We start from the raw sequence: 25001 nt of genomic DNA, 5'->3' as shown, positions 1-25001 counted from the left end.
GCAGAGGGAGGGACCAGGTGCAGATCAATCCGGGAGCGGCCGAGTTCCCGCACCGGCAGATCGCGGCCCAGTTGCGTACGCGGGTCCGGCAGGGCGACTGGGCGGCCGGTGAACGGCTGCCGAGCATCCCGGCCATCGCCGAGATGTTCGGGGTCGCCAAGCAGACCGTGCAGCGCGCCATCGACCAGCTCCGGGTCGAGGGTGTGCTGATCACCAAGCCCGGCTCCGGCACCTACGTACGCGGCACCCGGCGCCGGCTCAACCGGCTCTCCCGGGGGCGCTACGGCGGTCACCGGGGTTACCACGCGGACCTCGCCGCTCGTTACCGACAGCACCTGATCCAGGTCGGCCGGGCACCGGCGCCGCCGGAGGTGGCCGACGCGTTCGGGGTGCCCGACGGCACCGAACTGGTCATCCGGCGGCACCTGGTCCGGACCGAGGACGTGCCGGTCGAGGTCGGCGCCTCCTGGTTCCGGGTGGCCGACGCCGCCGGCACCAGCCTGGAGCGGATGGAGGCGTTCGGCCGGCCGCTCTACCAGGAGGTCGAGGAGGCGATCGGGCGCGGGTACAGCTCGGCCACCGACACGATCAGCGCCCGCCAGCCCAGCCGGGAGGAGGCCGAGATCCTCCAGATCCGGCCGGACACCCCGGTACTGCACCTGCTGCACGTCGCGTACGACGAGCGGCACAAGCCGATCGAGGTCGCCCAGGCCACCTGGCCCGGACCAATGACCACACTGACCGAGGAGTACCGAATCCCCGGACCGGTCGCCGACCCCGAGCCCGACCCCGGCCTGGTCCTCGGCTAACCCCTCCCCCCCGCCCTCTCCCCCACCCCGTCGGCGATCTTGCACTTGTGGTGCCCGAATCATGCTAGTGAGCCGGATTTGCGTACAGCCACAAGTGCAAGATCGTCGCGCGGCTTTGGGGTGGGGAGGGGGGAGGGGGGGAGGGGGTTAGAGTTTTGTGCCGAGTAGGGCGTCGGCGGTGTTGGCGAAGAGGGCTGGAGCGGCCGGGTCGGCACCGGTGCCGGCGAGGGTGTCGTCGGCCCAGGCGTCGAGCAGGGCCAGCGCACCCGGAGTGTCCAGGTCGTCGGCGAGCCGGGACCGTACGCCGGTCAGCAGCTCGGCCCCGGACGGCCCGGCGGTCGCCGCAGCGGCCTCGCGCCACCGGGCCAGCCGCTGCTGGGCGGTCTTGAGCACGTCGTCGGTCCAGGTCCGGTCCGACCGGTAGTGGTCGGCGAGCAGGCCCAGCCGCACCGCCATCGGGTCAACCCGGTCGGCCCGCAAGCGGGACACGAAGACCAGGTTGCCCTTGGACTTGGACATCTTCTCGCCGTTCAGGCCGATCATGCCGGCGTGTACGTAGTGCCGGGCGAACGGCGACTCGCCGGTCAACCGCTCGGCGTGCGCGGCCGAACACTCGTGATGCGGGAAGATCAGGTCGTTGCCGCCGCCCTGCACGTCCATGCTGTTGCCGAGCAGGTCCAGGGCGATCGCGGCGCACTCGATGTGCCAACCGGGCCGACCCGGCCCCAGCGGACCGCCCGCCCAGGCCGGCTCTCCCTCCCGCGCCCCGCGCCAGAGCAGCGGGTCGAGCGGGTCGCGCTTGCCCGGCCGGTCCGGGTCGCCGCCGCGCTCGGCGGACAGCACGAGCATCTGCTCGCGGGTCAGGTTCGACTCGTACCCGAAGCGGGGTGCGGCGGCGAGGTCGAAGTAGACGTCCCCGGTCCCGTCCTCCAGCCGGTACGCGGCACCGTCGTCAAACAGGGCGCAGACCTTGCCGACGATCGCCGGGATCGACTCGACCGCGCCGACGTAGTGCGCCGGCGGGATGATCCGCAGCGCCTCCATGTCCTCGCGGAACAGCGCCGTCTCCCGCATCGCCAGCACTACCCAGTCCTCGCCGTCGCGCTGGGCCCGCTCCAGCAGCGGATCGTCGATGTCGGTGACGTTCTGGACGTACCGCACCTCGTGCCCGTTGTCCCGCCAGATCCGCTGCACCAGATCAAAGGTGATCATGGTCGCGGCGTGCCCGAGATGGGTCGCGTCGTACGGCGTTATGCCACACACGTACATCGTCGCCGGCCCGGAGGGGCTGCTGGGGTGAACGGCGCCGCGCGCCGAGTCGTACAACGCCAGTGGCTCACCGGATCCCGGCAGCGATGGCACCTGATGCCCCGTCCATGCGTCCATGACGGCCAGCCTAACCAGCCCGGCCGACGAGATCGGGACAGCCCGAGGTGATCAATGCGATAGTGGGCGCTGAGCAGCCCGAGCGCGCACCGGAGGGACCGATCGGGGTCAGATCGGCGGCCACGGGATCGCCGGCCAGTCGTCGGACGGTACCGGGAACCGGCCCACCTCCAGCAACCGGTTCACCCGCGCCAACACCTCGGCGATCTCGCTGATGGTCAGGTGTTCGACCAGTTCCTCGCCAAGCGACCCGACCAGACCGGCGGCGAGCTCGCCGAGCACCTCGACCGCGTCCGGCGGCAGCGCCCGTCGGGACCAGCCCCAGAGCACCGTACGCAGCTTGTCCTCGACGTGGAAGCAGACGCCGTGGTCGACCCCGTAGATCCGGTCGTCGGACCCGAGCAGCACGTGGCCGCCCTTGCGGTCGGCGTTGTTGATCACCGCGTCGAAGACCGCCATCCGGGCCAGTCGCGGGTCGTCGGCGTGGGCGAGCGCATACGCCACGCCGTCGTCGTCCTGGGCCGCGGCGACCCGGAACCACCGGGGCGGCAGGCTGCCCGCCGGGACGAAGCCGACCACCGGTTCGGCGTCGGCCGGCTGGTCGATCCAGAGCTGACAGGCACCCGGCCCGAACGGGCCGTCGCGCAGCACCGTCGGCGGCACCACGTCCCAGCCGCTCGCCCGGGAGACCAGATAGGCGCTCACCTCGCGACCCGCCAGCGTGCCGTCGGGGAAGTCCCAGAGCGGTCGCTCGCCGCGAACCGGCTTGTAGACACACCGGGCGGTTACCCCGTCGAGGGTCAGGAAGCCCCGTAGGGTGGTGTTGGAGGCGTCGGCCAACCGCCCTTCCAACTCGAACTCGCCGCCCCGGAGCAGGCGTAGCGCGTCGCTCTCGTCGAGCACCGGCTGCACGTCGGAGGTGGTCACCGCAGCGGCACCCGCCCGCTCGTGGCCCGGATGATCGGCTCGGTCGGGGCCTGGCGGCCCCGGCTCGCGGGGTCGACGATCATCAGCGGTGGTAGCCGTTGTGCCGTGGGCAGAGGTGACCGGCGGGGTCGAGGGGTTGGCCGCAGAGCGGGCACGGCGGCCGGCCTGCGTTCACCACCCTGCGCGCCCGCTCGATGAACTCCCGTGCCGCCTGCGGGGTCAACCGCACCCGCAGCCGGTCGAGGTCGTCGTCGGGCTCCTCGTCCTCTTCCTCGGTCTCGTCTACCTCGTCGGGCTCACCGAGCTCGACCTCCGCCTCGGCCTCGCCGGCCGCGATCGCCTCGATGACCACGGTGGCGGTGTCGACGTCGAAGGCGAGGCCCAGGGTGCCGACCCGGAACTCCTCGTCGACCGGGTTGTCCAGCGGCTCGTTGTCCGAGGTGACGACCACCGGATCGGGCAGCTCGACCCCGAACCGGCGTTGGGCCTCGGTCAGCAGCTCTTCCAGCTTCTCGGCCAGCAGTGACACCTGGACCTTCTCCAGGGCGACGCTGACCACCCGGCCGCCGCCCCGGGCCTGGAGAAAGAACGTCCGCTCCCCGGGCGGGCCCACGGTCCCAGCGACGAACCGCTCTGGCGGCTCGAAGGCGTGCACCTGGTGGGTCATACCCACGACCCTATCCGGCCCGATCCGCCGCCGCGCAGCGCACCGACCCGAATCGCCGGCCACCCCCGGTCCGGCCCGGTTGTGCCTGGTGGCGCCCATCTGCGGGGCCCGCCGACCGGCTCGGCCGGGCTCATCGTTGCAGCCCCGGCTCGCCGCTGCCGGCACCGCCGCCGACCGCGGCGTCCGAGTCGGCCGGGCGGGGCCGCCGTCGCCGGGTCCGTCGGGGCGGCACCAGGTTGCCCAGGTCACCGGCCGAGTCGTTGAGCCGGAGCACGAACGGCCGGGTCGGGGTGTAGCGGATCGCGGTCACCGAGGCCGGGTCGGCCACGATCCGCTGAAAAAGATCAAGATGTACGCCGAGCGCGTCCGCCACGATCGCCTTGATCACGTCGCCGTGGCTGCACGCCAGCCAGATCGCCTCCGGCCCGTGCTCGGCGGTGACCCGGGCGTCCCAGCGGCGTACCGCCGACACGGCGCGGGTGGCCATCGCCGCCATCGCCTCGCCACCGGGGAACACCACCGAACTCGGGTGCTGCTGGACCACTGGCCACAGTGGATCCTTGGCCAGCTTCTTCAGCGGCTGGCCCTCCCAGTCGCCGTACCCGCACTCGATCAGGTCGTCCTCCAGGGTCGGCGGGACCTGCGGCAGCGCCAGCTCCAGGGTTTGCAGGCAGCGGATGAGCGGGCTGCTGACCACGGCCGCCAGCGGCAGCGGGCGCAGCCGGGCACCGGCCGCCACGGCCTGCGCCCGACCGGTCTCGTCCAGCTCGACCGGCTGGCGTCCGGCCAGGCCACCGCTGGCGTTGGCGGTGGTCCGGCCGTGTCGCAGAAGTAGGAGGGTTGCCACCAGACCACCCTACGGGGCCGTCCCGACCGGCGGATCAGGTGGCGCTGATGGTGCCGCTGGCCGGGTGCCTGTGATCAGGTGGCGCTGATGGTGCCGGTGATCAACAGGGCCAGTACCAGGCTGCCCAGCGCCACCCGGTAGAGCACGAAGGCGTACAGGGTGTGGTGGGCGACGTAGCGCAGCAGCCAGGCGATGGAGACGTAGCCGACCCCGAACGCGATCACGGTCGCCACGATCATCTGCGCGGCGGTCGGGATGGAGCCGTCGCCGCTGTTGTCGAAGACGTCCGGGACGCTGAACAGGCCGGACATCACCACCGCCGGAATGGCCAGCAGGAAGGAGTACCGGGCGGCTGCCTCGCGGGTCAGGTTGAGGAACAGCCCGGCGGTGAGGGTGCCGCCCGAGCGGGACACGCCGGGCACCAGCGCCGCCGCCTGGGCCAGACCCATCACCACGCCGTCGCGCATGGTGAAGTCCCTGATCGTCCGGGTCTGCCGACCCCAGTACTCGGCGAAGGCGAGCACGAAGGCGAAGACGATCAAGACGGTGGCGACCAGCCACAGGTTCCGCGCGGCGGTCCGGATCTGATCCTTGAACACCAGTCCGAAGACCCCGATCGGGATCGAGCCGACGATGACGTACCAGCCCATCCGGTAGTCCAGCTCGCTGCGGACCGACCGGTCCCAGATCCCGACCACCCAGGTCCGGGTGATCCGCCAGATGTCCTTGCCGAAGTAGAGCAGTACGGCCGCCTCGGTGCCGAGCTGGGTGACCGCGGTGAACGAGGCGCCGGCGTCCCGGTCGAAGAAGATCGCCGAGGTGATCCGCAGGTGCGCCGACGAACTCACCGGCAGGAACTCGGTCAGCCCCTGCACGATGCCGAGCACTATCGCTTCGATCCAGCTCATCCGATCACCGCCGTCCTCACTCTCCCACCCCGGACAGGTCCAGCGCCTCGGCTGCGGTCCGCAGGGCCCGTATTCCGTGCTCGACGTCGGCGACGAAGAGGGTCACCGACAGGGTGGTGACCCCGGCGGCGGCGTACTCGGCCATCCGGTCGGCGATCCGCTCCTTGGGCCCGAGCAGCGAGGTCCGGTCGATGAACTCCAGCGGCACCGCCGCCGCCGCGTCCCGCTGCCGCCGGGCGAGGTAGAGGTCCTGCACCTCGCGGGCGGCGTCGCCGTAGCCCATCCGGGTGGCGAGCTGGTTGTAGAAGTTCTGCTCCCGGCTGCCCATGCCGCCGACGTAGAGCGCGGCGTACGCGCGGACCAGCTCGGCGGAGGCGGCGACGTCGTCGCCGAGCACCAGCGGGACGCTCGGTACGACGTCGAAGCCGGCCAGTTCCCTGCCCACCTTCGCCCGTCCGGCGGCGACCGAGGCCAGTTGCTCGGCGGCGAACTCGGGTGCGAAGAAGACGGCCAACCAGCCGTCGGCGATCTCACCGGCGAGTTCCAGGTTCTTCGGCCCGACCGCGGCGAGGTAGATCGGCACGTGCTCGCGGTACGGGTGGAAGCCGAGCCGCAGCGCCTTGCCCGGTCCGTCGGGCAGCGGCAGCCGGTAGTGGGCGCCGTCGTACTCGACCGGCTTGCGGGCCAGCGCCAGCTTGACGATGTCCACGTACTCCCTGGTGCGGGCGAGCGGCTTGGCGAAACGCACGCCGTGCCAGCCCTCGGAGACCTGCGGACCGGAGACGCCCAGGCCGAGCCGGAACCGGCCGCCGGAGAGGGTGTCGATGGTGGCCGCCGTCATCGCGGTCACCGCCGGGGTACGTGCCGGGATCTGCATCACCGCCGCGCCGAGGTCGATCCGCTCGGTCTGCCCGGCGATCCAGGCGAGCATGCTGGGCGAGTCGGACCCGTACGCCTCGGCGGCCCAGACCACCGAGTAGCCGAGCCGGTCCGCCTCCCTGGCCAGAAGCAGATGATCGGCCGGCGTGCTCGACGCCGTCTGGTAGCCGAGGCTGAGCCCGAGTCGCACTGGTCCTCCCCCATCCCGTGGGTCAAGTCGCATCAGGGTACGCAATCGGCGGGCGCGGCCCGGCCACCCGGTGGGCAACGCGCCGCCCGGAATGGTGCAGTGGTGTCGGAAGGCCGTCATTCGGGCCTTCTTGCAGGTCCGGAACACGCGGCGCGGCACACATCGGCGGGAGCGAGGATATCGGTGCGGCGATGTTCTGAATAAGGTTCACCCATGCAACAGCGACCGCTCGGCCGAAGCGGGCTGGCGGTTTCGCGGCTCGCGCTCGGCACCATGACCTGGGGTCGGGATACCGATGCCGACGATGCGGCCGCCCAACTCAAGAGCTTTCTCGATGCCGGTGGGAATCTGGTCGATACCGCCGACGTCTATTCCGACGGTGACGCGGAGTCGGTGATCGGGTCCCTGCTGGGCACCCTGGTCCCCCGCGAGGACCTGCTGATCGCGACGAAGGCCGGGCTGCGTCCGGGGTCGTCGCGCCGCCGGGACGGCTCGCGCGGCCACCTGCTGCGCACCCTGGACGCCTCGCTGCGCCGGCTGGGCACCGACCACGTGGACCTGTGGCAGGTGCACGGTTACGACCCGGACACCCCGCTGGAGGAGACCCTCGCCGCGCTGGACCACGCGGTGACCAGCGGCCGGGTCCGGTACGTCGGGGTGTCGAACTTCTCCGGCTGGCAGACCGCGCGGGCCGCGACCTGGCAGGCGGCGTTTCCCGGCCGGGCGCCGGTGATCGCCGCCCAGGTGGAGTACTCGCTGCTGGAGCGCGGGATCGAGCGCGAGGTGCTGCCCGCCTGCGCCGGCCTCGGCCTGGGGGTGCTGCCCTGGTCGCCGCTGGGCCGGGGCGTGCTGACCGGTAAGTACCGGCATGGTCGGCCGGCCGACTCGCGGGCGGCCTCGCCGCACTTCGAGCGCTTCGTCGCCAGCTACCTGGAGCCGCGCTGTTCGAGCATCGTCGAGGCGGTCGCGACGGCCGCCGGCGGGCTCGGTGTGTCGCCCCTGGAGGTGGCCCTGGCCTGGGTACGGGACCGGCCCGGCGTGGTCGCCCCGATCCTCGGCGCCCGCACGGTCGGGCAGTTGCTGGGCGCGTTGCAGGTCGAGCGGATGACCCTGCCGACGGAGATCGCCCGCGCCCTGGACGACGTGTCGGCGGTGCCGCTCGGCTATCCGGAGCGGGACGGCTGACCGGGGAGTCGTACCGATCTCAACCACTGGTGCCACCGGTCCCGCGTGGGCAGGATAGGGGCATGGACTACGAATACGCACCGCTACGGTTGCCGTCGAACGTCGATCGGATGACCGCCGCGGCTCAACTGGCGATCCAGGCCGAGTTCTCCGGTTGGGAGCTGGCCCGGGTGCGACTGTTCCGGGACGGGACGCGGCAGGTGGTACTGCGTCGCCGCCTGGCACAAACGTCGCAACCGGGCCTCTCCTACTGATTCCGGGCGCCGCGCCGACTACCGGGCCGACGACACCCCGTGGTCGTGATCATGGTCGTGGTCGGCGTCGCCCTCGGTCGGCAGGAACGGGTGCTCGTCCAGCCGGCCGACGAGCTGGTCATCAGCACCCGGCCGGAACGGCCCGGCGCTGTCGTCGTCGTCGAACGACTCCAGGTCGAGCGGCACCGCCACCTCGCTGACGATCACCAGCCCGTCGAGCGGTTCCAGCTCCGGGATGTCGAGAGCGCCGAGCGAACCGTCACCGGTCTGGAGCAGCTCCAGCACCGCTTCGCCGACCCCCTCGACCGGCTCGGACTCCTCGTCCTCGGCTGCGGCCGACCGGCGGGCGGCCTCGGCCACCCGGATCAGCGCCGCGACGCTGGGCACCCGGTAGTCGCGCCGCTGGCGGACCGAGACGACCTGCGGGTGCGGGTCGGTCGGCTCGTTGCCGTCGACCCCGCCCAGGCCGACGCCGAACCGCTCGTCGGCCTCGTTCGGGTCGATCGACTCCACGTCCCAGGGAGTGACCTCGCCGAACGCGTCGAGCAGCCGCTCGTCGTACTCGAACGAGGCGTTGTTGAGCGCGACGTACGCCTGCCAGACGTCGTCGTCGTCGATCCGGCCCTCGGCGGCCTTGACCGCGGCGAGGTGGGCCCGAGCGGTCGCGATGACCCGCTCCAGGGCGGCGTCCAGCTCGGCGTGCTGGTCGGTCATGGTGTGGCTTTCCCTTCGAGGTGGCAAAAGGCGGGACATGTTGGACCCGCGGCGTGTCGGTAACGCCCTGGTTTGTTAACTGCTCCGGCGCGACTAGCAGTCGCGCAGGAACCGGTCGAGTACCCGCACGCCGAACTGTAGTCCGTCGACCGGTACGCGCTCGTCAATGCCATGGAACAACGCGGAGAAGTTCAGGTCGGCGGGCAGGCGCAGCGGCGCGAAACCGAAGCAGCGGATACCCAGCCGATGGAACGCCTTGGCGTCGGTGCCGGCGGAGAGCATGTACGGCACCGGCCGGGCGCCCGGATCCTCCGCCCGCAACGCGGCCGACATCGCCTGGACCAGATCCCCGTCGAAGCTGGTCTCGACCGCCGACTGCCGGTGGGTGTACTCCACCTCGATATCCGGCCCGATGACCTGGCGCAACTGCTCCAGCAACAGCTCCGACTGACCCGGCAGGCTCCGGCAGTCGATGCTCGCGCTGGCCCGGCCCGGGATCACGTTGTCCTTGTAACCGGCGTCGAGTCGGGTCGGGTTCGCGGTGTTGCGGACGGTCGCGCCGACGATGTTCGCGATCGGACCGAGCTTGGCGATCGCCAGCTCCGGGTCGGCCGGGTCGAACTCGATCCCGAGCAGGTCGGACACCTGCTCCAGGAAGGTCCGTACGGTCGGGGTCAGCACCAGTGGGAACCGGTGCCGGCCGACCCGCGCGACGGCCTCGGCCAGCGCGGTGACCGCGTTGTCGTCGTGCACCATCGAGCCGTGACCCGGCCGGCCCTTCGCGTGCAGGCGCATCCAGTCCAGGCCCTTCTCCGCCGTCTGGATCAGGTAGAGGCGCAGGTCGGAGTTGACCGTGTAGGAGAAGCCGCCGACCTCGCCGATCGCCTCGGTGCAGCCGTCGAACAGCTCCCGGTGCTGGTCCACGAGGAAGTGCGCGCCGTAGTCGCCGCCGGCCTCCTCGTCGGCGGTGTACGCCAGCACGATGTCCCGCGGCGGGCGTACGCCGGTGCGCTGCCACTGGCGGACCACCGCCAGCACCATCGCGTCGAAGTCCTTCATGTCGATCGCACCCCGGCCCCAGAGGTAACCGTCCCGGATCTCGCCGGAGAACGGGTGCACCGACCACTCGCTCGGGTCGGCCGGCACCACGTCGAGATGGCCGTGCACAAGCAACGCGCCGCGACCGGGATCGGTGCCCGGGATCCGGGCCACCAGGCTGGTCCGGCCGGGTGCCGACTCGCGCAGTTCGGCGCTGATCCCGACCTCGGCGAGCTGGCCGGCCACGTACTCCGCGGCCACCCGTTCGCCGGCGCTGGTGGCGTTGTCCCCGGTGTTGCTGGTGTCGATGCGCAGCAGGTCACGGCAGATGTCGACGACCTCGTCGGTGGCGCTGGGCTGGTTGGATGCGGCATGGCTGGTCATGCGGTTCTTCTTACCAGTTCACCCCGGCGGCCGGTCGGCACGGCCCGCCCCGGATCCGCCGCCACCGGGTCGGCCCGGCGCCGCCCGGCCGCACCGCGACGGTCACTGCGCGTTACCGTACGGGTGGGGACATCGACCGTCGGGTTTGGCCCTCGGAGGGTACGGGTATCGCCGTCGACGTTCCCCCATCCACTTCCGCCACTGCCCACAGTCGTCGTACCGCCCGCAGGAGGATCACCGTGACCGTGCCCCTACCCCCGCTGCCGCCCACCGTCGGCGACGACGACGAGCACTACCGTCCCGGCGGGTCGAGCATGGTCGACCTGCTGGCCGACGAGCACGAGCAGATTGGCACCCTCTGCCGGGAGTTGGCCGATCCGGCGCTGCCGGCCGAGCAGCGGCACCGGGTCGGCGAGGTGCTGATCGCGACCGTCACCCGGCACCTGTCGGCCGAGGAGCAGTATCTCTACCCGAGCGTGCGCAGCGCACTGCCGGACGGGGAGCCGGTCGCGGACCGGGAGATCGCCGCCGACGCGGCACTGCTGCGCGCACTGGTCGACCTCTCCGCCGCCAGCACCGGCGAGCCGGACTTCGACCGGGCGGTCAGCGAGATCAGCGAGCAGGTGGACCGGCACAGCCGGGTCGCGGCGACGGAGATCTTCCCGGCGCTGCGGTCGATCGCGACCGAGGCCGATCTGATCCGGCTCGGCAACCGGGTGCAGATCGCCGAGGAGGCGGCACCCACCCGCCCGCACCCGACCACCCCCGCCACGCCACCCTGGAACCGGATCGTCGAACCGGCGGTCGGCGTCGTCGACAAGGTCCGGGACGCGGTCACCGGGCGGCAGACGTACGTTGAGGATCTGCCCGACGGCACGCGGCCCTGAGCGGACCGACCGCCGGGCGGTCGGGGTCCACCGGGGACGGGAGGAAACGTGGTGCGGGACGCGATAGTGGTGCGCGGCGGCTGGGACGGGCACGTCCCGGTGCAGGCGACGGAGCTGTTCATCCCGTTCCTGCGGGAGCGGGGCTTCGCCGTACGGGTCTACTCCGACCTCGACGTCTACACCGACACCGACCGGCTGGCCGCCGCCGACCTGATCGTGCAGTGCTGGTCGATCGGCACCATCACCGACGCCCAGGCGGCCGGCCTGGCCGAAGCGGTCCGGGCCGGCACGGGTTTCGCCGGTTGGCACGGCGGCATCGTCGGCGCCTTCCAGCACACCACCTACCACCAACTCACCGGCGGCGTCTTCATATACCACCCGCCCGGCTTCGTCCACCATGAACTGACCGTCGTGCCGGAGCGGGCCGGGCACCCGGTCGTCGCCGACATCGACTCGGTACGGGTGCACACCGAGAAGTACTGGGTGCTGACCGACCCGCTCAACGACGTACTCGCCACGGTGACCTTCGATGCCGACCCCGCCGACCCGGCCGACCCGGCGGGTGCGGGTTCCTCGGGCACACCGTGGCAGCAGCCGGTCACGGTCCCCGCAATATGGACTCGAAACTGGGGCTCGGGCCGGATATTCGTCTCGACGGTGGGCCACAAGCTGGACGATTTTGAGGTACCCGAGGTACGCCTCATCACCGAACGTGGACTGCTCTGGGCCGCACGTTAGCCCTGGTGGACCGTTCGGATACTTTTTACTTTGCCTTTGGGGGATCTTTCACTGGCCGAAGGTCTTCCCGTAGATCCCGTCATAGTCCTACCGTCACGCTATGAACCTGGAGCTGCGGCACCTGAAGGTGGTCTGCGCCATCGCGGAGACCGGCAGCGTGACCAAGGCTGCGTCCACGCTGGGACTCGCGCAACCCGCTCTCACCGCCCAGCTTCAGCGCATCGAACGTACCCTCGGCGGCCCGCTGTTCGACCGGGACCGCCGGGGCGCCCGGCCGACCGCCCTCGGCGAACTGGTGCTCGCCCGCGCCCGGGTGCTGCTGCCCGCGATGAAGGGGCTCCAGGACGAGGCGGCCCGGCTCGCCGGCACCGGTACGACGTTGAGCCGCTACCGGTTCGGTGGGGTGAACAGCCCGCTGGTCGGCCGGCTGGTGCACCGTCTCGCGGCCGACCAGCCGCACGCCCAGATCAGCACCTACGCCTCCTGGTACGTCGACGAGCTGGCCCAGATGGTGCTCGGCGGCCGGCTCGACTACGCGCTGGCCGGAGTCTGCGGCGACGCCACCCCGTCGGCGGAGTTCGGGTTGACCTGGCGGGCGATCGCGGTCGACGCCGTCTTCGTCGTCCTGCCCGAGGCGCACCCGCTGGCCGCCGCCGACGAGGTCAAGCTGGAGACGCTGCACGACGAGCAGTGGGCGGTGGCACCCGGCGACGGCTGCTTCGGTGACTGCTTCGCGGCGGCCTGCGCGCGGGCCGGATTCACCCCGCGCAAGGTGTACGAGACCGACATCCGGGGCTGTCTGGACCTGGTCGACGCCGGTGAGGCGGTGGCGCTGGCACAGGCCACCTTCCGCCCGGTGTCCGGTCTGGTGACCCGACCGCTGGCCGGTGCGCCGCTGCGGTGGCGGTTGCTGCTCGGCTGGCATCCGGAGGCACCGGCGGCCGGGATCGCCGACCGGGTGCTCGGCCACGCAGTCGCCGCGTACACCGACTCGCTGGACCGCAACCCGGACTACCTCGCCTGGCTCGCCCGCAACCCGGCCTTCGGGCCGCAGCAGATGGCCGCCGCCTGACCCGACCACGGGTCGGCGTACGCACCTGCCTGTCTCCGTGCCCGTCGCCTGCCGGGTGCGCTTCCGGCGGCGCCGCGTTCGGCCGTGACAGCGCCCGAGCGGTATGAGCAAGGTGGTATATACCTGTGTCGATTATGTGGCCGATAAGTTAAGCCTGCCCTGCTCGACCCAGGCCCCGCAGGACGGCCAACGGCCGCCCGGCACCGGGTCTGACCCCCGGTCGGCAGGGCACCGGAACATCCGCACCGCCGGGTCACCGGGTTGGACGCCGCCGCGTCGCCACGGCGTGGCGAAGCAACCCCCATGCTCCCGCTTCGCCCGCCGCGCCGGGACCCGGCACACCCTTAGGAGACGAACGGATGAAGCGAAGACTCGCCGCAGTGGCAGCGGTGATCCTGCTGCCGGCCGGTGTCCTCGGCACCGTGGCCGTACCCGCGAACGCGGCCCCCGGCACCGGATCGACGAGCGCGACCGAATCGACGAGCGCGACCGGCACCGCCGCGACGCCGGAGATGCTGGCCGCCATGGAGCGTGACCTCGGCCTGAACGCCAGCCAGGCGAAGGACCGGATCACCCGCGACGACAAGGCCAGCCGGACCGACGCCGACCTGCGCAAGGCACTCGGCCGGGCGTACGCCGGTGGCTGGGTGAGCGCCGACGGCGGCGCCCTGGTGGTCGCGATCACCGACGCCGCGCTCGCCGGCCGGGTCACCGGCGCGGGCGCCCAGGCGAGGGTGGTCGCGCGCAGCGCGGCCGAACTCGACGGTGTCAAGAGCGGGCTGGACCGCGCCGCCACGAAGGCGACGCACACCTCGGTCGCCGGCTGGTACGTCGACGTGGCCAGCAACACCGTGGTCGTACTGGCCAAGAACGGCACCGCCGCGAGCGCCTTCGTCAAGGCGAGCGGCGTGGACGCCAAGGCGGTCCGGTTGGTTCCCACCACCGAGTCCCCGGTGCCCTTCTACGACGTACGCGGCGGCGACGCCTACTACATGGGCGGCGGACGCTGCTCGGTCGGCTTCCCGGTGACCGGCGGCTACGTGACGGCCGGCCACTGTGGCACGACCGGCACCGCGACCCAGGGCTTCAACCAGGTTGCCTCCGGCACCTTCCGGGGCTCCTCGTTCCCGGGCAACGACTACGCCTGGGTGCAGACCAACTCGAACTGGACCCCGCAGCCCTGGGTGAACAACTACGCCGGCGGCAACGTGACTGTGGCCGGCTCCACCGAGTCGGCGGTCGGCGCGGCCATCTGCCGGTCCGGCTCTACCACCGGCTGGAAGTGCGGCACCGTCCAGGCGAAGAACTCGTCGGTGACCTACCCGCAGGGCACCGTCTCCGGGCTGACCCGTACCAACGCCTGCGCCGAACCGGGTGACTCGGGCGGCTCCTGGCTCTCCGGTCAGCAGGCGCAGGGTGTCACCTCCGGCGGCTCCGGCAACTGCACCTCCGGCGGGACCACCTACTTCCAGCCGGTCAACGAGATCCTGTCGGTGTACGGCCTGACGCTGCGTACCGGCAGCGGCGGCGGCAACCCGCCGCCGACCGGCTGCACCGGTTACGAGGCGACCTACAGCGGCTCGGTGACCAGCGGAAACAGCCAGATCCAGCCGGGTGGCAGCTACTACCAGTCGACCGTCTCCGGCACCCACCGTGGCTGCCTCGACGGTCCGTCCGGGGTGGACTTCGACCTCTACCTGCAAAAGTGGAACGGCAGCGCCTGGGTCGACGTGGCCGCCGCCGAGACCGCCAGCGCGGACGAGACGATCACGTACAACGGCACGGCCGGGTACTACCGCTACGACGTCTACGCCTACAGCGGCTCGGGCAGCTACACGCTCGGCATCACCAACCCGTAACGAACGGGAACCGGCCGGCGCGGGTCAGACCCGCGCCGGTCGGCCACCGCCCGGATCCGGGCGGGGTGCGGGGTACGCACCGGACCCCGCAACCCGCCCCCGGCCCACGCGACGTCCCCGGCTCGGGCAAAGTCCCGCCCCACCTGGCGTTCCCGGCCCACGCGAGGTCCCCGGCTCGGGCAACCGTGCGGAGATCGCCGGCAGGTGCGAATCGCCCCGAACCGGGTACGGGTAGGTACATGACCGACCTCATCCCGCCCGACGACGCCCGGGAAACGGCCCGGCGGATCGCCGCCGCCCACACCGCAGCCTCCCGCGACGTGGAGGCGTTCCTGCGCCGGGCGCCCGACCTGCCCACCCCCGCCGACATCGCCGAGTACGCGGCCCTGCTCGCCCGCGAGCAGGCACTGCGGGACGAACGCCGGGACGCCGCCGAAACGGCCGGCCTGGGCGCCCCCAGCATCGGCGGTGAATAACCGTCCCACCCCAACAAACGACAGTGCCCACAGGTGATCCCGAAGAGTTCGGCTCGCTCCGGCCGGCCGAACTCTTCGGGATAACGGAGTGCCCGTGGTGGGCGGCTGGTGGGTGGTTCAGCGGTCGGCGAGGGGGTCGTGGCCGAGGTCGAGCAGGGCACGCCGCCAGGTCTCGTCGCTCGGGCCGAGGTCGGGGCGGGAGTCGAGCAGGCCCTCGATCTCGTCCACCGTCTCCCGCATCACGTCGATGTCGTCCGGGGTCAGGTCGACCTTGCGCTTGCGCTTCACGGCGAGGATCTGCCGGCCCGGTTCGGGCAGGTCGAGGTCCGGACCCGGCCCGAACGCCTCCTCACCCGACCCCTGCGTCATCAGCCAGGTGCGCAACTGCTCCGAGGTGACGTTGACCCGGTCGTGGAAGTCCTGCCACAGCTGTTCGACCTCGGGTTCGATGCGTTGCTCGCGAGCCATCACCGCTCCTTCCGGGACGTCGACGAGATCCCCGTACCGGGGTCGTCCCCGGACCGGTCGGCCTCGTCGCGGTCGGCGTCGTCGCTGCCCGGCCCGTCCTGGTCGCCCCGCAACTGTGTTCGGTCGGGGTTCGCGGTCGGCGGTTGCAGCACCGCGTCGGTCTTCGGGCTCTTCTCCCGGCTTTCCTCAGGCTGACTCACCGTCCGACTCCCCTCGCCGTGCCACCGTCTGTCCCCACCCGTGCCCCCTCGCTCACCCGACCGCCGCCACCGATGGTCACCCGACCGCCGCCGATGCTCACCCGACCGCCGCTACCGGTGCTCATTCGGCGGCTGCCGAGGCAGGTGCGGGGTTGCGTCCGCTGTTGTGGTCGCTGTCCGAGACGTCGAAGGTGAGCGCACCGTCGGCGGCGTCGACCGTGATCCGCTGGCCGGGTGAGAGCGAACCGTCCAGCAACATCCGGGACAGCCGGTTGTCGATCTCGCGCTGGATCGTCCGGCGCAGCGGCCGGGCTCCGAACTCCGGCTGGTAGCCGTGTTCGGCGATCCAGTCCACCCCGGCGGTGGTGAAGTCGACGACGATGTCCTGGGCGTGCAGGCGTCGCCGGGTCTCCTCCAGCAGCAACTCGGTGATCTGCCGCAACTGCTCGCTCTCCAGCCGACGGAAGATGATCACCTCGTCGATCCGGTTCAGGAACTCCGGGCGGAAGTGCTCCTGCAACCGACGCATCAACCGCTCGCGCAGTTCGATGGTCTCGTCCTCCTCACCGTCCCCGCCGAAGCCGACGCTGCGCTGGCTGCCGGTGATCAGCTCCGAGCCGAGATTGCTCGTCATGATCAGTACGGTGTTGCGGAAGTTGACCGTACGGCCCTGGCTGTCGGTGAGCCGGCCGTCGTCGAGCACCTGGAGCAGAATGTTGAACACGTCCGGGTGCGCCTTCTCGATCTCGTCGAGCAGCACCACCGCGTACGGGCGTCGGCGTACCTCCTCGGTGAGTTGACCGGCCTCCTCGTACCCGACGTAGCCGGGCGGGGCGCCGACCAGGCGGCTGACGGTGTGCCGCTCCTGGAACTCGCTCATGTCGAGCCGGATCATCCGGTCGGACTCGCCGAACAGTGCCCCGGCCAGGGCCCGCGCCAACTCGGTCTTACCGACACCGGTCGGACCGAGGAAGAGGAAGCTGCCCATCGGCCGGTTCGGATCCGCCAGCCCGGTACGGGACCGCCGCACCGCCTCGGCCACCGCGTTGACCGCGTCGTCCTGGCCGACGATCCGCTCGTGCAGGTGCCCCTCCAGGCGCAGCAGCCGGTCGCGTTCCTCCTCGGTGAGCTGACTGACCGGGATCCCGGTCGCGCGGGAGACCACCTCGGCGATCTCCTGTGGCCGTACCTCGGGGACCTGCTGCTGGCCGTTGTCGCCCCGGGACGACTCGATCCGCTCCTGTACGCCCTGCAACTTGTCACGCAGCTGCGACGCCCGCTCGTACTGCTCGTCGGCGACCGCCTGCTCCTTGTCCCGGCGCAGGTCCTCCAGTTCCCGCTCCAGGTCGCGTACGTCGTTGTCCGGGGTGCGGGTACGGAGCCGTACCCGGGCGCCGGCCTGGTCGAGCAGGTCGATCGCCTTGTCCGGCAGGAACCGGTCGGTCAGGTAGCGGTCGGACAGTTCGGAGGCGGCGACCAGCGCCTCGTCGGTGAACCGCACCTGGTGGTGTGCCTCGTAGCGGTCGCGCAGGCCGCGCAGGATCGCCACCGTGTCGTCCACCGACGGTTCCGGCACCAGCACCGGCTGGAACCGGCGGGCCAGTGCCGCGTCCTTCTCGATGTGCCGCCGGTACTCGTTCAGCGTGGTCGCGCCGACCACCCGCAACTCGCCCCGGGCCAGCGCGGGCTTGAGCATGTTGCTGGCGTCCATCCCGCCCTCGCTGCCCGCGCCGCCGGCACCGACGAGGGTGTGCAGCTCGTCCAGGAAGACGATGAGTTCCTCGCCGTGCGACCGGATCTCGTCGATCACCTTCTTGAGCCGCTCCTCGAAGTCGCCCCGGTAGCGGGTGCCGGCGACCAGCCCGGCCAGGTCGAGCTGGACCACCCGCTTGCCGAGCAGGGTGCGCGGTACGTCGCCGTCGGCGATCCGCTCCGCCAGCCCCTCCACGATCGCGGTCTTGCCGACCCCGGCCTCGCCGATCAGGACCGGGTTGTTCTTGGTTCGGCGGGACAGGATCTCCACCGCCTGTTCGATCTCGTCGGCCCGCCCGATGACCGGGTCGATCTCGTCGGCGCGGGCCAGGTCGGTGAGGTCCTGGCCGTACTGGTCCAGGGTCGGGGTGCCCCGGTCCGGTTTGGGGCCGGCCGCCCCGGACCGCTCCGAGTTGGCGTTTTGCAGCGACTGCGGCTGGATCCGGCCGGCGGCGAGCATCCGCCCGGCCGGTGACTCGGGGTTGAGCGGCAGCGCCATCAGGATGTGCTCGGGCCCGATGTAGGAGGCGCCCATGGCGCGGGAGAGCTGGTGGGCGTCGAGCAGGGCGCGCTTGGCCGCCGGGGTGAGGGAGAGGTTCGGCGGCACCTGCCCCTGCGGCGCCGGCTCGGCCGGGCGCTGCTGGCCGCCGAGCGCACCGGCCAGCGCGTCCGGGTCGGCCCCGGCCCGGCGGACCAGTTCGCGCAGCGGCTCGCGCTGCAACGCGGCCCAGAGCAGGTGGTCGGTGTCGAGGTCGCTGCTGGAGGCGGAGGCGGCCCGGCGGGCGGCGTCGGCGAGCAGTTCCCGGGCATCGGCGGTCATCAGTCGGGTGATGTCCACCCGGTGGGCCGGACGGCGCCCCTCACCGCGCCCGAAGTACCGCGCCAGGAACTCGTCCCAGGGGTCAACGCCGGAGTCACCGGGTGGCTGCGTCATCTCTGGTCCCCTTCGGCGGGCGCGACACGGTCGGCGTGGCCTACCCGGCGGTCGGCCCGACAAACGTGCGCCGGTGGCAGGCTGACCCCATGGAGACCGAGCCGCTGCTGGTGGTGGACGCCGCGAACGTGATGGGTTCCCGACCGGACGGCTGGTGGCGGGACCGGGCCGGGGCGGCCGCCCGGCTGCGCGACGCGATCGCCCCGGTTGCCGATCAGGGTCTGCCCGACCTGCCCGCACCGGTCGAGGTGGTGCTGGTGGTCGAGGGGGCGGCCCGGGACGTGCCCGGCGCCGATCGGGTCCGGGTGGTGCCCGCGACCGGGTCCGGCGACGACCGGATCGTCGACCTGGTCCGGGCCGAGGCCGCCGGCCGGCGCTGCGTCGTGGTCACCGCCGACCGTGAGCTGCGGGCCCGCGTCCAGGCGCTGGGTGCGGAGGTACGCGGTCCGCGCTGGTTGCGACCCGCCTGACGACTGCCGTACGCCGTCTCGGGCAGTCTGTCGGAGATCCGACTTAATGTTGCCCGAAATGGTGAGTGCTGCGGTCCTACCTCGGACTCCACCGGAAGCCACGCTGTGCGCCGGAACGGACACCGAGGCAAGAACCGCCCACGGGGGTATGTTGACCCCAGCAGAAAACGAGAGCCCTCCCCGCCCGCCCCCAGGAGGTTCCGCAGTGGCGAGCGTCGCCGAGCTGAAAGCAGCCATCGATGCCGCCCTCCAGCAGATCACCGAGGGCCAGACCGCGGTGCAGGCGGCCAGCGAAAAGCTGACCGAGGCACAGCAGACCCTGGCCGGCGCGCTGGAGGGCAGTGGACACGAGACAGTCAGCGCCGCCCAGGCCTCGCTCACGCAGGCCTCCCAGGAACTGGAGGAGTGTCTCTCCGCGACCCTGGCCGCGGTGGAGCAGGCGCAGCTCTACGTCTCGACGCTCTGAGCCGCCGATGTCCATCGTGGAGGAACTGGGCGCACAGGTCCGAGCCGCCGCCGACGAACTGCCGGTGGCCCTGGTGACGCAGGCGCTGGACCGGCTCCGCCAGGCCGCGGACCGGCTGCGCTGGGTCCGCCAGGAGTCGGCCGACCCGATGGGGGTCCCCGAGCTGTCCGCGGCCACCGAGCACGCGGAGACCGCCGGGCACGCGCTGCTCGTGGCGAAGGACCAGGTCGCCGCGTACCTGGCCGCGATCGGGCTGGCCGGGGACGGGCCGCCGGTCGCCGGGCAGACCCAGCGGCGCGAGCCCACCGACGATCCGCCGACCGCGGGACCCGGACCCGTACCGGAGCCACGCGGCGCGGCCGGGCCGGTGCACCGGTGGTGGTCGGTCCGGGTGACCGAGCTGACCGGCCAGCGGGACTCGCCCGAGGCGAAACCGGACCGCGAGATCACCGATGCCGAGGACCTGCTGCGCCGGGTGGCCGAGCGGGTCCGCGCCGACGATCGGGGCCAACTGCACGCCCAGCTCCGGGACGTACCGGCGGACGTGGGGCTCGGCATGGCCGCGGTGGCCCCGCCGATGCTGCGGGACCTGGCGGCCGAACTGCTCGGGCACCCGCCCCGGGCGCAGGACCTGCCCCGGCTGCGCGACGAACTCACCGGCAAGGCCCGCGACCTGCTGCCCGGACTGCCCGCCGAGGTGCTCGAAACGGCGCTGAGTCGGGTCTGCCGGATGCCACCGCCGAAGAACCCGACCGCCCCACCGCACCCGGCCGACCCGGCGGTTGCCGCCGGGGTGCTCACCGGACTGCTGCTCAACCGGCTCGGCCACGACGCTCGCTCGGTGGCCGCCCAGAACCTGCGGGAGTCCGATGGCTGACGTCCGGACCCAGCTCGTCACCCGGGTCCGCGGCATGCTGTCGCACGCGCTCGGCGTCACCCGTGGACGACTGACCCAGGCCCGTACCGAGTTGGACGGCTCGCGGGACCGGTTGACCCGGACCCGGCGGGCCGCCGCGCGGGTGCCGCAGCGGGTCGGCGCCGAACGGGACCGCCGACTCGACGAGATCGCCGACGAGTACGACGGCCAACTCGTCGACCTGGCCCGGCGTACCGCCCATGCGGCGACCGACGCGGCGCCGGGAGCGGCCAGCGCGCCCTGGCCGGCGTGGCGGCCGAGCCCGGCCGACCGGCACGAACCCGCCGGGGCGCTGCGGGTCGGCGCGGTCCGGCTGCCCGGCGCCGAACCGGTGCCGGCCCTGGTGCCGCTGCTCGACCAGGGGCACGTGCACCTGGCCGGCGAGGACCGGGCCGGCTGCGACGCGGTGGTGGCCGCCCTGCTGCTGCGGGCGATCGGCCGGGCCGAACCCGGCGCGGTGCGGTTGATCGGGTACGACCCGGAGCACCTCGGCGGCGGGCTGGCCGGCTTCGCCCCGCTGTCCACCGCCGGCCTGCTCACCTTCGTCGGGCCGGGCGGCCTGGCCCGGCTGCTGGACGACCTGGTCGACCAGATCCGCCGGATCAACGAGACGGTCCTCGCCGGTGAGTACGGCTCGCTGCGCGAACTCGCCGCCGCCACCGGACGACGGCCCGAACCGTGGCGGGTGGCGGTGCTGCTCGGCGGGGACGAACTGTCCCGGCACGAACGCGGCCAACTCGACCGGGTGGTCCGCACCGGTGCCGCCTGCGGGGTGCACCTGGTGGTCCGGGGCATCGAACTGCCCGACGAACCGGACGTCGAACGGGTCCTGGTCGGCGACGGCCTGACCCGGCTGCGGACCGCACCGGGGCTGGCCGTACGGCTCGATCCGCCGCCGCCGGCCGCCCTGGTCACCGACACCTGCCGGGAGATCGCCGCGACGGTCACCGCCGGGCCCGCACCGGCGCCGTTCACCGACCTGCTGCCCCCGGTCGACCAGATGTGGAAGGAAGGCTCGGCGACCGGCCTGACGGTGCCGATCGGCGACGGCCCGCAGGGGCGGCCGGTGCTGCTCACCCTCGGCGACTACCCGCCGCACGCGTTGATCGGCGGCCCGTCCGGCACCGGCAAGACAAACCTGATCTTCGCCTGGATCGGTTCGCTCGCCTCCCGCTACTCCCCCGCCGAGCTGGAGTTCTACCTGCTCGACTTCAAGGAGGGCGTGTCCTTCGCCCGGTTCGCCCAGGGTCGCCGCGACCCGAGCTGGCTGCCGCACATGCGGCTGGTCGGGATCAACGTCAACACCGACCGGGAGTTCGGGCTGGCCCTGCTGCGCTTCCTCGCCGAGGAACTGCGCCGCCGGGCCGACGCCGCCAAGCGGCACGAGGTGACCAAGCTGTCCGAGCTGCGCGCCGTCGACCCGGACGGGCACTGGCCCCGGATCGTCGCCGTGGTCGACGAGTTCCAGATGCTGCTCGCCGGCCGGGACGCGGTCGCCCGGGAGGCGGCCGACCTGCTGGAGGACCTGGCCCGCCGGGGCCGGTCGCAGGGCATCCACCTGGTCCTGGCCTCGCAGGACGTGCGCGGCATCGAGGCGCTCTGGGGGCGGCCGGCGCTGGTCGCCCAGTTCACCCTGCGGATCGCCCTGCCCAAGGCGCTGCGCATCCTCGCCGAACGCAACGACGCGGCCCAGGCCCTGCCCCGGCACCACGCCGTGATCAACGCCGAGTCCGGGATGACGGAGGGCAACCAGGTGGCCCGGATCCCGTCGGCCAGCGACTGGGGCACCTGGAGTGAGTTGCAGAACCAGCTCTGGCGGATGCGTCCGCAGGACGCCGCGCCGGCTCGGCTGTTCGACGGCGACGCGGTGCCCCGGCTGGCCGAGGCGCCGGACTACGCGGCGCTGCGGCCGGTCGACGGGTCGGCCGAGGGCCGGGCGGCGGGCGGTCCGCGCGGGCCGGTCGCCCTGCTCGGCGAGATCATCGACGTCCAGGCGCGGTCGGCCGGGATGCGGCTGCCCCGCGCCCCCGGTCGGAACCTGGCGATCATCGGCACCCGGGTCGACGAGGCGTGCGCGGTGCTCGACGCGGCCGCCCGCTCGCTGCACCGGCAACACCCGCCCGGCACCGCCCGCTTCTCGATCGCCTGCCTGGACCCGGACGCCGACTCGGCCGCCCGGACGCTCTACGACTCCCTCGGCGACGACGCGGCCTGGTACGACGAGGAGACGGTGCCGGAGCTGATGGCCGAGACGGCCACCGGACTCGGCCTGGGCACCGCACCCGGCGCACCGCACTACCTGCTGCTGTACGCCGTCGACGCGGCCGCCGGCCGGTTGGCGGCCAGGGCCGGTGGGCGGACCGGGCTGGAGCACCTGCGGCAGATCCTGCACGACGGGCCGGAGCGGCGTACGCACGTACTGGCCTGGTGGCGGGGGGTGGCCCGGATGCGGGCGGACCTCGGTGGCCCGGCCTCCCGGACCGACCAGATCGGCGCCTGGGTGGCGCTGGACGTACAGGGCGGGGAGCTGGGTTCCTCCCTGTATCCGGGCACCGGCGGGCCGGACTGGTATCCGCGCCCGTGGCGGGGGCTCTTCTTCGACCGGGCGGTGCACCGCACCGGGCAGACGATCATCCCCTACGGACCGGCCCGATGAGCGAGACGTACGCCGAGCTGATCCGCCGGCTGGCCGAGGTGACCGCGCGGGTGGACGCCGAACGGGCCGAGGCGCAGAGCTGGTACGCCGGCCAGGTCGCCGCCGCCGAACGCGCCGTACGCGACGCCGAGCAGGCGGTCCGGCGGGCCGAGGCGGAACTTGAGGCGGCCCGCGAAGAGGCCGAGTCGACCGACGCCGAGGTGCTGCACCTGTGGCAGACGCTGCGGGAACGGCTCGGTGGCGGGGCCCGGCGGGTCGGTGACCCGCCGATGCCGACACCGGGTGCGCCGACCGACCCGAGGATGCTGCTCGACGGGGTCCGGGAGCTGCTGGACCGGAACAAGCACCGTGGTGAGCTGCCCGGCTCGACCCAACCGCTGCTGGCGTTCTTCGGTGTGCTCGGCGCGGCGGTCGCGTACGCCCTGGGTTTCGCCGCCCGCGCGGCCGGCCTGCGTTACGGCGGCGACCTGGCGATCGGGATGCCGGTGCTCGGCGTGGTGGTGACGCTGGTCGGCCCGGTGGTCGGGCTGGCGCCGGCGAAGCTACTCGCCGACCGCCGGCACGCCGGGCTGGACCCGAAGTCGGTGACCGTGGTGGTGGCCGCCGGGCTGCTGACCACCGCGGCGCTGTTCGCCCTGGTCCGCTGACCCCGGCCCAAGCCCAGGTCAGGCCGGTACGGCCACCGCCTCCCGCAGCAGCCGGCGGGCGAGCAGGATCCGGTCCGCGTCGTCGTCGAGTCCGGGCAGGTCACCGACGCGCGAGACACCGCCGTCGAGAAACGCCCGCAGCGCCAGCGCGCACTGTCCGGGGAAGTTGACGGTCCGGTCGAACAGGCGCAGCACGACCCGGTCCGACTCGTCCGCCCCGGCCGGGCCGAGCTGCCAGTGCAGCCCGTCGCGGGGGGCGAGCCGGGAGTCGGCGTCCAGGCCGGCGATGGCGTCCGCCTGGGCCAGCGGCCGGATCGGCGCGGGCCGGGCGGCGGACCAGACCCGGTCCCGGAGCTTGGCCGCGACGGCGGTCGGGTCGGCCCGGTCCAGCCAGTCGCGCAACGCGGCCACGGTCTCGGTCAGCTCGGGTGCGATCTGGGCCGGTTCGGCGAGGTCGAGGCCGAACGGCAGCGCGGCGCGCAGCCGTGGGTCCTCGGCGGCCAGCCCGAGCAGGGTCTCCACCAGCGCGTACCGGGTGAGGGCGCGGACCCCGACGGTGAGGTGCAGCGAGCTGCCCTGCTGGGCCTGGGCGCTGTGCAGCCAGCCTCGGGGCAGGTAGAGCGCGTCGCCGGGTTCCAGGGTGACGTCGAGTGCGGGTGGTCCGGCGGCGGTGGCGCTGACCTCGTCGGCCCGGCCGCCCCAGGGTTGGCGTTCCAGCGGGTCGATGAGCACCGGTTCGTGGATCCGCCAGTGCTTGGCCCCGTCGACCTGGAGCACGAAGACGTCGTGGGTGTCGTAGTGGGTGGCGAAGCCCTGGTTCCCGGCGGGGGTCAGGTAGGCGTTGACCTGCAACGGTTGGTGCAGGGCGGCGCCCAGTTCGCGGGTGAAGTCGATCAGCGGCGGCCAGTTGCGGTGCAGTCCCTGTAGGACGAGGGTGGCGCCGTCGGCGTACAGGTCGAGGATCCGCTCGTCGAGCACCTGGTCGGTGACCTCGGCCCCGGCGCCGCCGCCGCCGGTGAACCGGTCCGTCGGCAACACCCGGCCGTCCTTGGCCACCCGCAGGAACGGGGTACGCAGTCCGCGCCGGCTGAGCAGGTCGTCGGCGTCGGCGGGGCTGAGCAGGTCGCTGAAGCCGTCCGGATTGGCGAGTTCCTTGGCCCGGGACAGCAGCGGTGCCCGGCCCCAGTGGGTGGTGACGAAGGCGGCCGGGGGAAGGGCCACGCAACGGGCCAGCGCCGGACGGCGGTGGCCGTCCGGCGCGTCGTCGGTCAT

Annotated in this window: 25 protein-coding genes; 13 read left to right on the top strand and 12 right to left on the bottom strand. The window is 72.7% G+C overall.

Annotated elements, in window-relative coordinates; genetic code table 11:
• Positions 1-17: 17 nt before the first annotated feature.
• Positions 18-809: a GntR family transcriptional regulator gene (locus tag OG792_RS14400; protein ID WP_329110054.1), complete on the top strand. Its 792-nt coding sequence runs from the start codon at positions 18-20 to the stop codon at positions 807-809.
• Between the two features lie 147 nt (positions 810-956).
• On the opposite strand, the gene mshC is transcribed toward OG792_RS14400, so the two are convergent.
• From mshC to OG792_RS14370, 6 genes are all read right to left on the bottom strand, one after another.
• Positions 957-2195, bottom strand: a complete 1239-nt coding sequence (mshC, locus tag OG792_RS14395) for a cysteine--1-D-myo-inosityl 2-amino-2-deoxy-alpha-D-glucopyranoside ligase (RefSeq protein ID WP_329110053.1) — start codon at positions 2193-2195, stop codon at positions 957-959.
• Between the two features lie 108 nt (positions 2196-2303).
• Positions 2304-3122 carry an SCO1664 family protein gene (locus OG792_RS14390; RefSeq protein ID WP_329110052.1) on the bottom strand — a complete coding sequence of 273 codons (819 nt, stop codon included), beginning with the start codon at positions 3120-3122 and terminating at the stop codon, positions 2304-2306.
• 82 nt (positions 3123-3204) lie between these two features.
• The gene (locus OG792_RS14385; protein WP_329110049.1) at positions 3205-3789 is read right to left on the bottom strand and encodes a DUF3090 domain-containing protein; all 585 of its coding nucleotides are present in this window, start codon (positions 3787-3789) and stop codon (positions 3205-3207) included.
• Between the two features lie 130 nt (positions 3790-3919).
• Entirely contained in the window at positions 3920-4636 is a 717-nt protein-coding gene (locus tag OG792_RS14380; RefSeq protein WP_329110047.1) for a histidine phosphatase family protein, read from the bottom strand.
• Positions 4637-4710: 74 nt separating this feature from the next.
• Positions 4711-5544: an undecaprenyl-diphosphate phosphatase gene (locus tag OG792_RS14375; RefSeq protein WP_329110046.1), complete on the bottom strand. Its 834-nt coding sequence runs from the start codon at positions 5542-5544 to the stop codon at positions 4711-4713.
• 16 nt (positions 5545-5560) lie between these two features.
• Positions 5561-6613: an LLM class F420-dependent oxidoreductase gene (locus tag OG792_RS14370; protein ID WP_329110044.1), complete on the bottom strand. Its 1053-nt coding sequence runs from the start codon at positions 6611-6613 to the stop codon at positions 5561-5563.
• A 213-nt stretch (positions 6614-6826) separates the two neighbouring features.
• Between OG792_RS14370 and OG792_RS14365 the strand changes: the two genes are divergently transcribed.
• Together OG792_RS14365 and OG792_RS14360 are read left to right on the top strand one after the other, a co-directional pair.
• Positions 6827-7798, top strand: a complete 972-nt coding sequence (locus OG792_RS14365) for an aldo/keto reductase (RefSeq protein ID WP_329110043.1) — start codon at positions 6827-6829, stop codon at positions 7796-7798.
• 62 nt (positions 7799-7860) lie between these two features.
• Entirely contained in the window at positions 7861-8052 is a 192-nt protein-coding gene (locus OG792_RS14360; RefSeq protein WP_326558636.1) for a DUF5703 family protein, read from the top strand.
• An 18-nt stretch (positions 8053-8070) separates the two neighbouring features.
• Here OG792_RS14360 and OG792_RS14355 read toward each other — a convergent pair whose 3' ends face one another.
• Complete coding sequence (locus tag OG792_RS14355) at positions 8071-8766, bottom strand: hypothetical protein (protein WP_329110042.1); 696 nt, start codon at positions 8764-8766, stop codon at positions 8071-8073.
• Between the two features lie 93 nt (positions 8767-8859).
• Positions 8860-10188, bottom strand: a complete 1329-nt coding sequence (locus OG792_RS14350; RefSeq protein ID WP_329110041.1) for a M20/M25/M40 family metallo-hydrolase — start codon at positions 10186-10188, stop codon at positions 8860-8862.
• Positions 10189-10427: 239 nt separating this feature from the next.
• On the opposite strand from OG792_RS14350, the gene OG792_RS14345 reads away from it, so the two are divergent.
• From OG792_RS14345 to OG792_RS14325, 5 genes are all read left to right on the top strand, one after another.
• Positions 10428-11075, top strand: a complete 648-nt coding sequence (locus tag OG792_RS14345; RefSeq protein ID WP_329110040.1) for a hemerythrin domain-containing protein — start codon at positions 10428-10430, stop codon at positions 11073-11075.
• Positions 11076-11123: 48 nt separating this feature from the next.
• The gene (locus OG792_RS14340; RefSeq protein ID WP_329110039.1) at positions 11124-11813 is read left to right on the top strand and encodes a ThuA domain-containing protein; all 690 of its coding nucleotides are present in this window, start codon (positions 11124-11126) and stop codon (positions 11811-11813) included.
• 100 nt (positions 11814-11913) lie between these two features.
• The gene (locus OG792_RS14335) at positions 11914-12885 is read left to right on the top strand and encodes a LysR family transcriptional regulator (protein WP_329110037.1); all 972 of its coding nucleotides are present in this window, start codon (positions 11914-11916) and stop codon (positions 12883-12885) included.
• A gap of 359 nt (positions 12886-13244) precedes the next feature.
• Entirely contained in the window at positions 13245-14744 is a 1500-nt protein-coding gene (locus OG792_RS14330; protein ID WP_329110035.1) for a S1 family peptidase, read from the top strand.
• Positions 14745-14983: 239 nt separating this feature from the next.
• Positions 14984-15220, top strand: a complete 237-nt coding sequence (locus OG792_RS14325) for a hypothetical protein (protein WP_329110034.1) — start codon at positions 14984-14986, stop codon at positions 15218-15220.
• 117 nt (positions 15221-15337) lie between these two features.
• Here OG792_RS14325 and OG792_RS14320 read toward each other — a convergent pair whose 3' ends face one another.
• The 3 genes from OG792_RS14320 to OG792_RS14310 form a co-directional block, all read right to left on the bottom strand.
• The gene (locus OG792_RS14320) at positions 15338-15688 is read right to left on the bottom strand and encodes a DUF3140 domain-containing protein (RefSeq protein ID WP_329110033.1); all 351 of its coding nucleotides are present in this window, start codon (positions 15686-15688) and stop codon (positions 15338-15340) included.
• The gene (locus OG792_RS14315; protein ID WP_329110032.1) at positions 15688-15888 is read right to left on the bottom strand and encodes a hypothetical protein; all 201 of its coding nucleotides are present in this window, start codon (positions 15886-15888) and stop codon (positions 15688-15690) included. The genes OG792_RS14320 and OG792_RS14315 overlap by 1 nt, the downstream gene beginning before the upstream one ends.
• 121 nt (positions 15889-16009) lie before the next feature.
• Positions 16010-18574, bottom strand: a complete 2565-nt coding sequence (locus OG792_RS14310) for an ATP-dependent Clp protease ATP-binding subunit (RefSeq protein ID WP_329110030.1) — start codon at positions 18572-18574, stop codon at positions 16010-16012.
• An 89-nt stretch (positions 18575-18663) separates the two neighbouring features.
• On the opposite strand from OG792_RS14310, the gene OG792_RS14305 reads away from it, so the two are divergent.
• From OG792_RS14305 to OG792_RS14285, 5 genes are all read left to right on the top strand, one after another.
• Entirely contained in the window at positions 18664-19044 is a 381-nt protein-coding gene (locus OG792_RS14305; protein ID WP_329110029.1) for a hypothetical protein, read from the top strand.
• A 205-nt stretch (positions 19045-19249) separates the two neighbouring features.
• Positions 19250-19510, top strand: a complete 261-nt coding sequence (locus OG792_RS14300; RefSeq protein ID WP_121160520.1) for a hypothetical protein — start codon at positions 19250-19252, stop codon at positions 19508-19510.
• A 7-nt stretch (positions 19511-19517) separates the two neighbouring features.
• Complete coding sequence (locus tag OG792_RS14295; RefSeq protein WP_329110028.1) at positions 19518-20387, top strand: hypothetical protein; 870 nt, start codon at positions 19518-19520, stop codon at positions 20385-20387.
• The gene (locus OG792_RS14290) at positions 20380-23082 is read left to right on the top strand and encodes an FtsK/SpoIIIE domain-containing protein (RefSeq protein WP_329110026.1); all 2703 of its coding nucleotides are present in this window, start codon (positions 20380-20382) and stop codon (positions 23080-23082) included. Before OG792_RS14295 ends, OG792_RS14290 begins: the two co-directional genes overlap by 8 nt.
• Positions 23079-23729, top strand: coding sequence for a hypothetical protein (locus OG792_RS14285; protein WP_329110024.1), 651 nt, complete (start codon positions 23079-23081; stop codon positions 23727-23729). The genes OG792_RS14290 and OG792_RS14285 overlap by 4 nt, the downstream gene beginning before the upstream one ends.
• An 18-nt stretch (positions 23730-23747) precedes the next feature.
• On the opposite strand, the gene OG792_RS14280 is transcribed toward OG792_RS14285, so the two are convergent.
• Entirely contained in the window at positions 23748-25001 is a 1254-nt protein-coding gene (locus OG792_RS14280; RefSeq protein ID WP_329110023.1) for a cupin domain-containing protein, read from the bottom strand.

The organism is Micromonospora sp. NBC_01699 (assembly GCF_036250065.1).
In the GTDB taxonomy this organism is placed as follows: domain Bacteria; phylum Actinomycetota; class Actinomycetes; order Mycobacteriales; family Micromonosporaceae; genus Micromonospora_G.
Note: the sequence above shows the minus strand (reverse complement) of the source record. Positions and strands in the feature narration are given on the sequence as shown.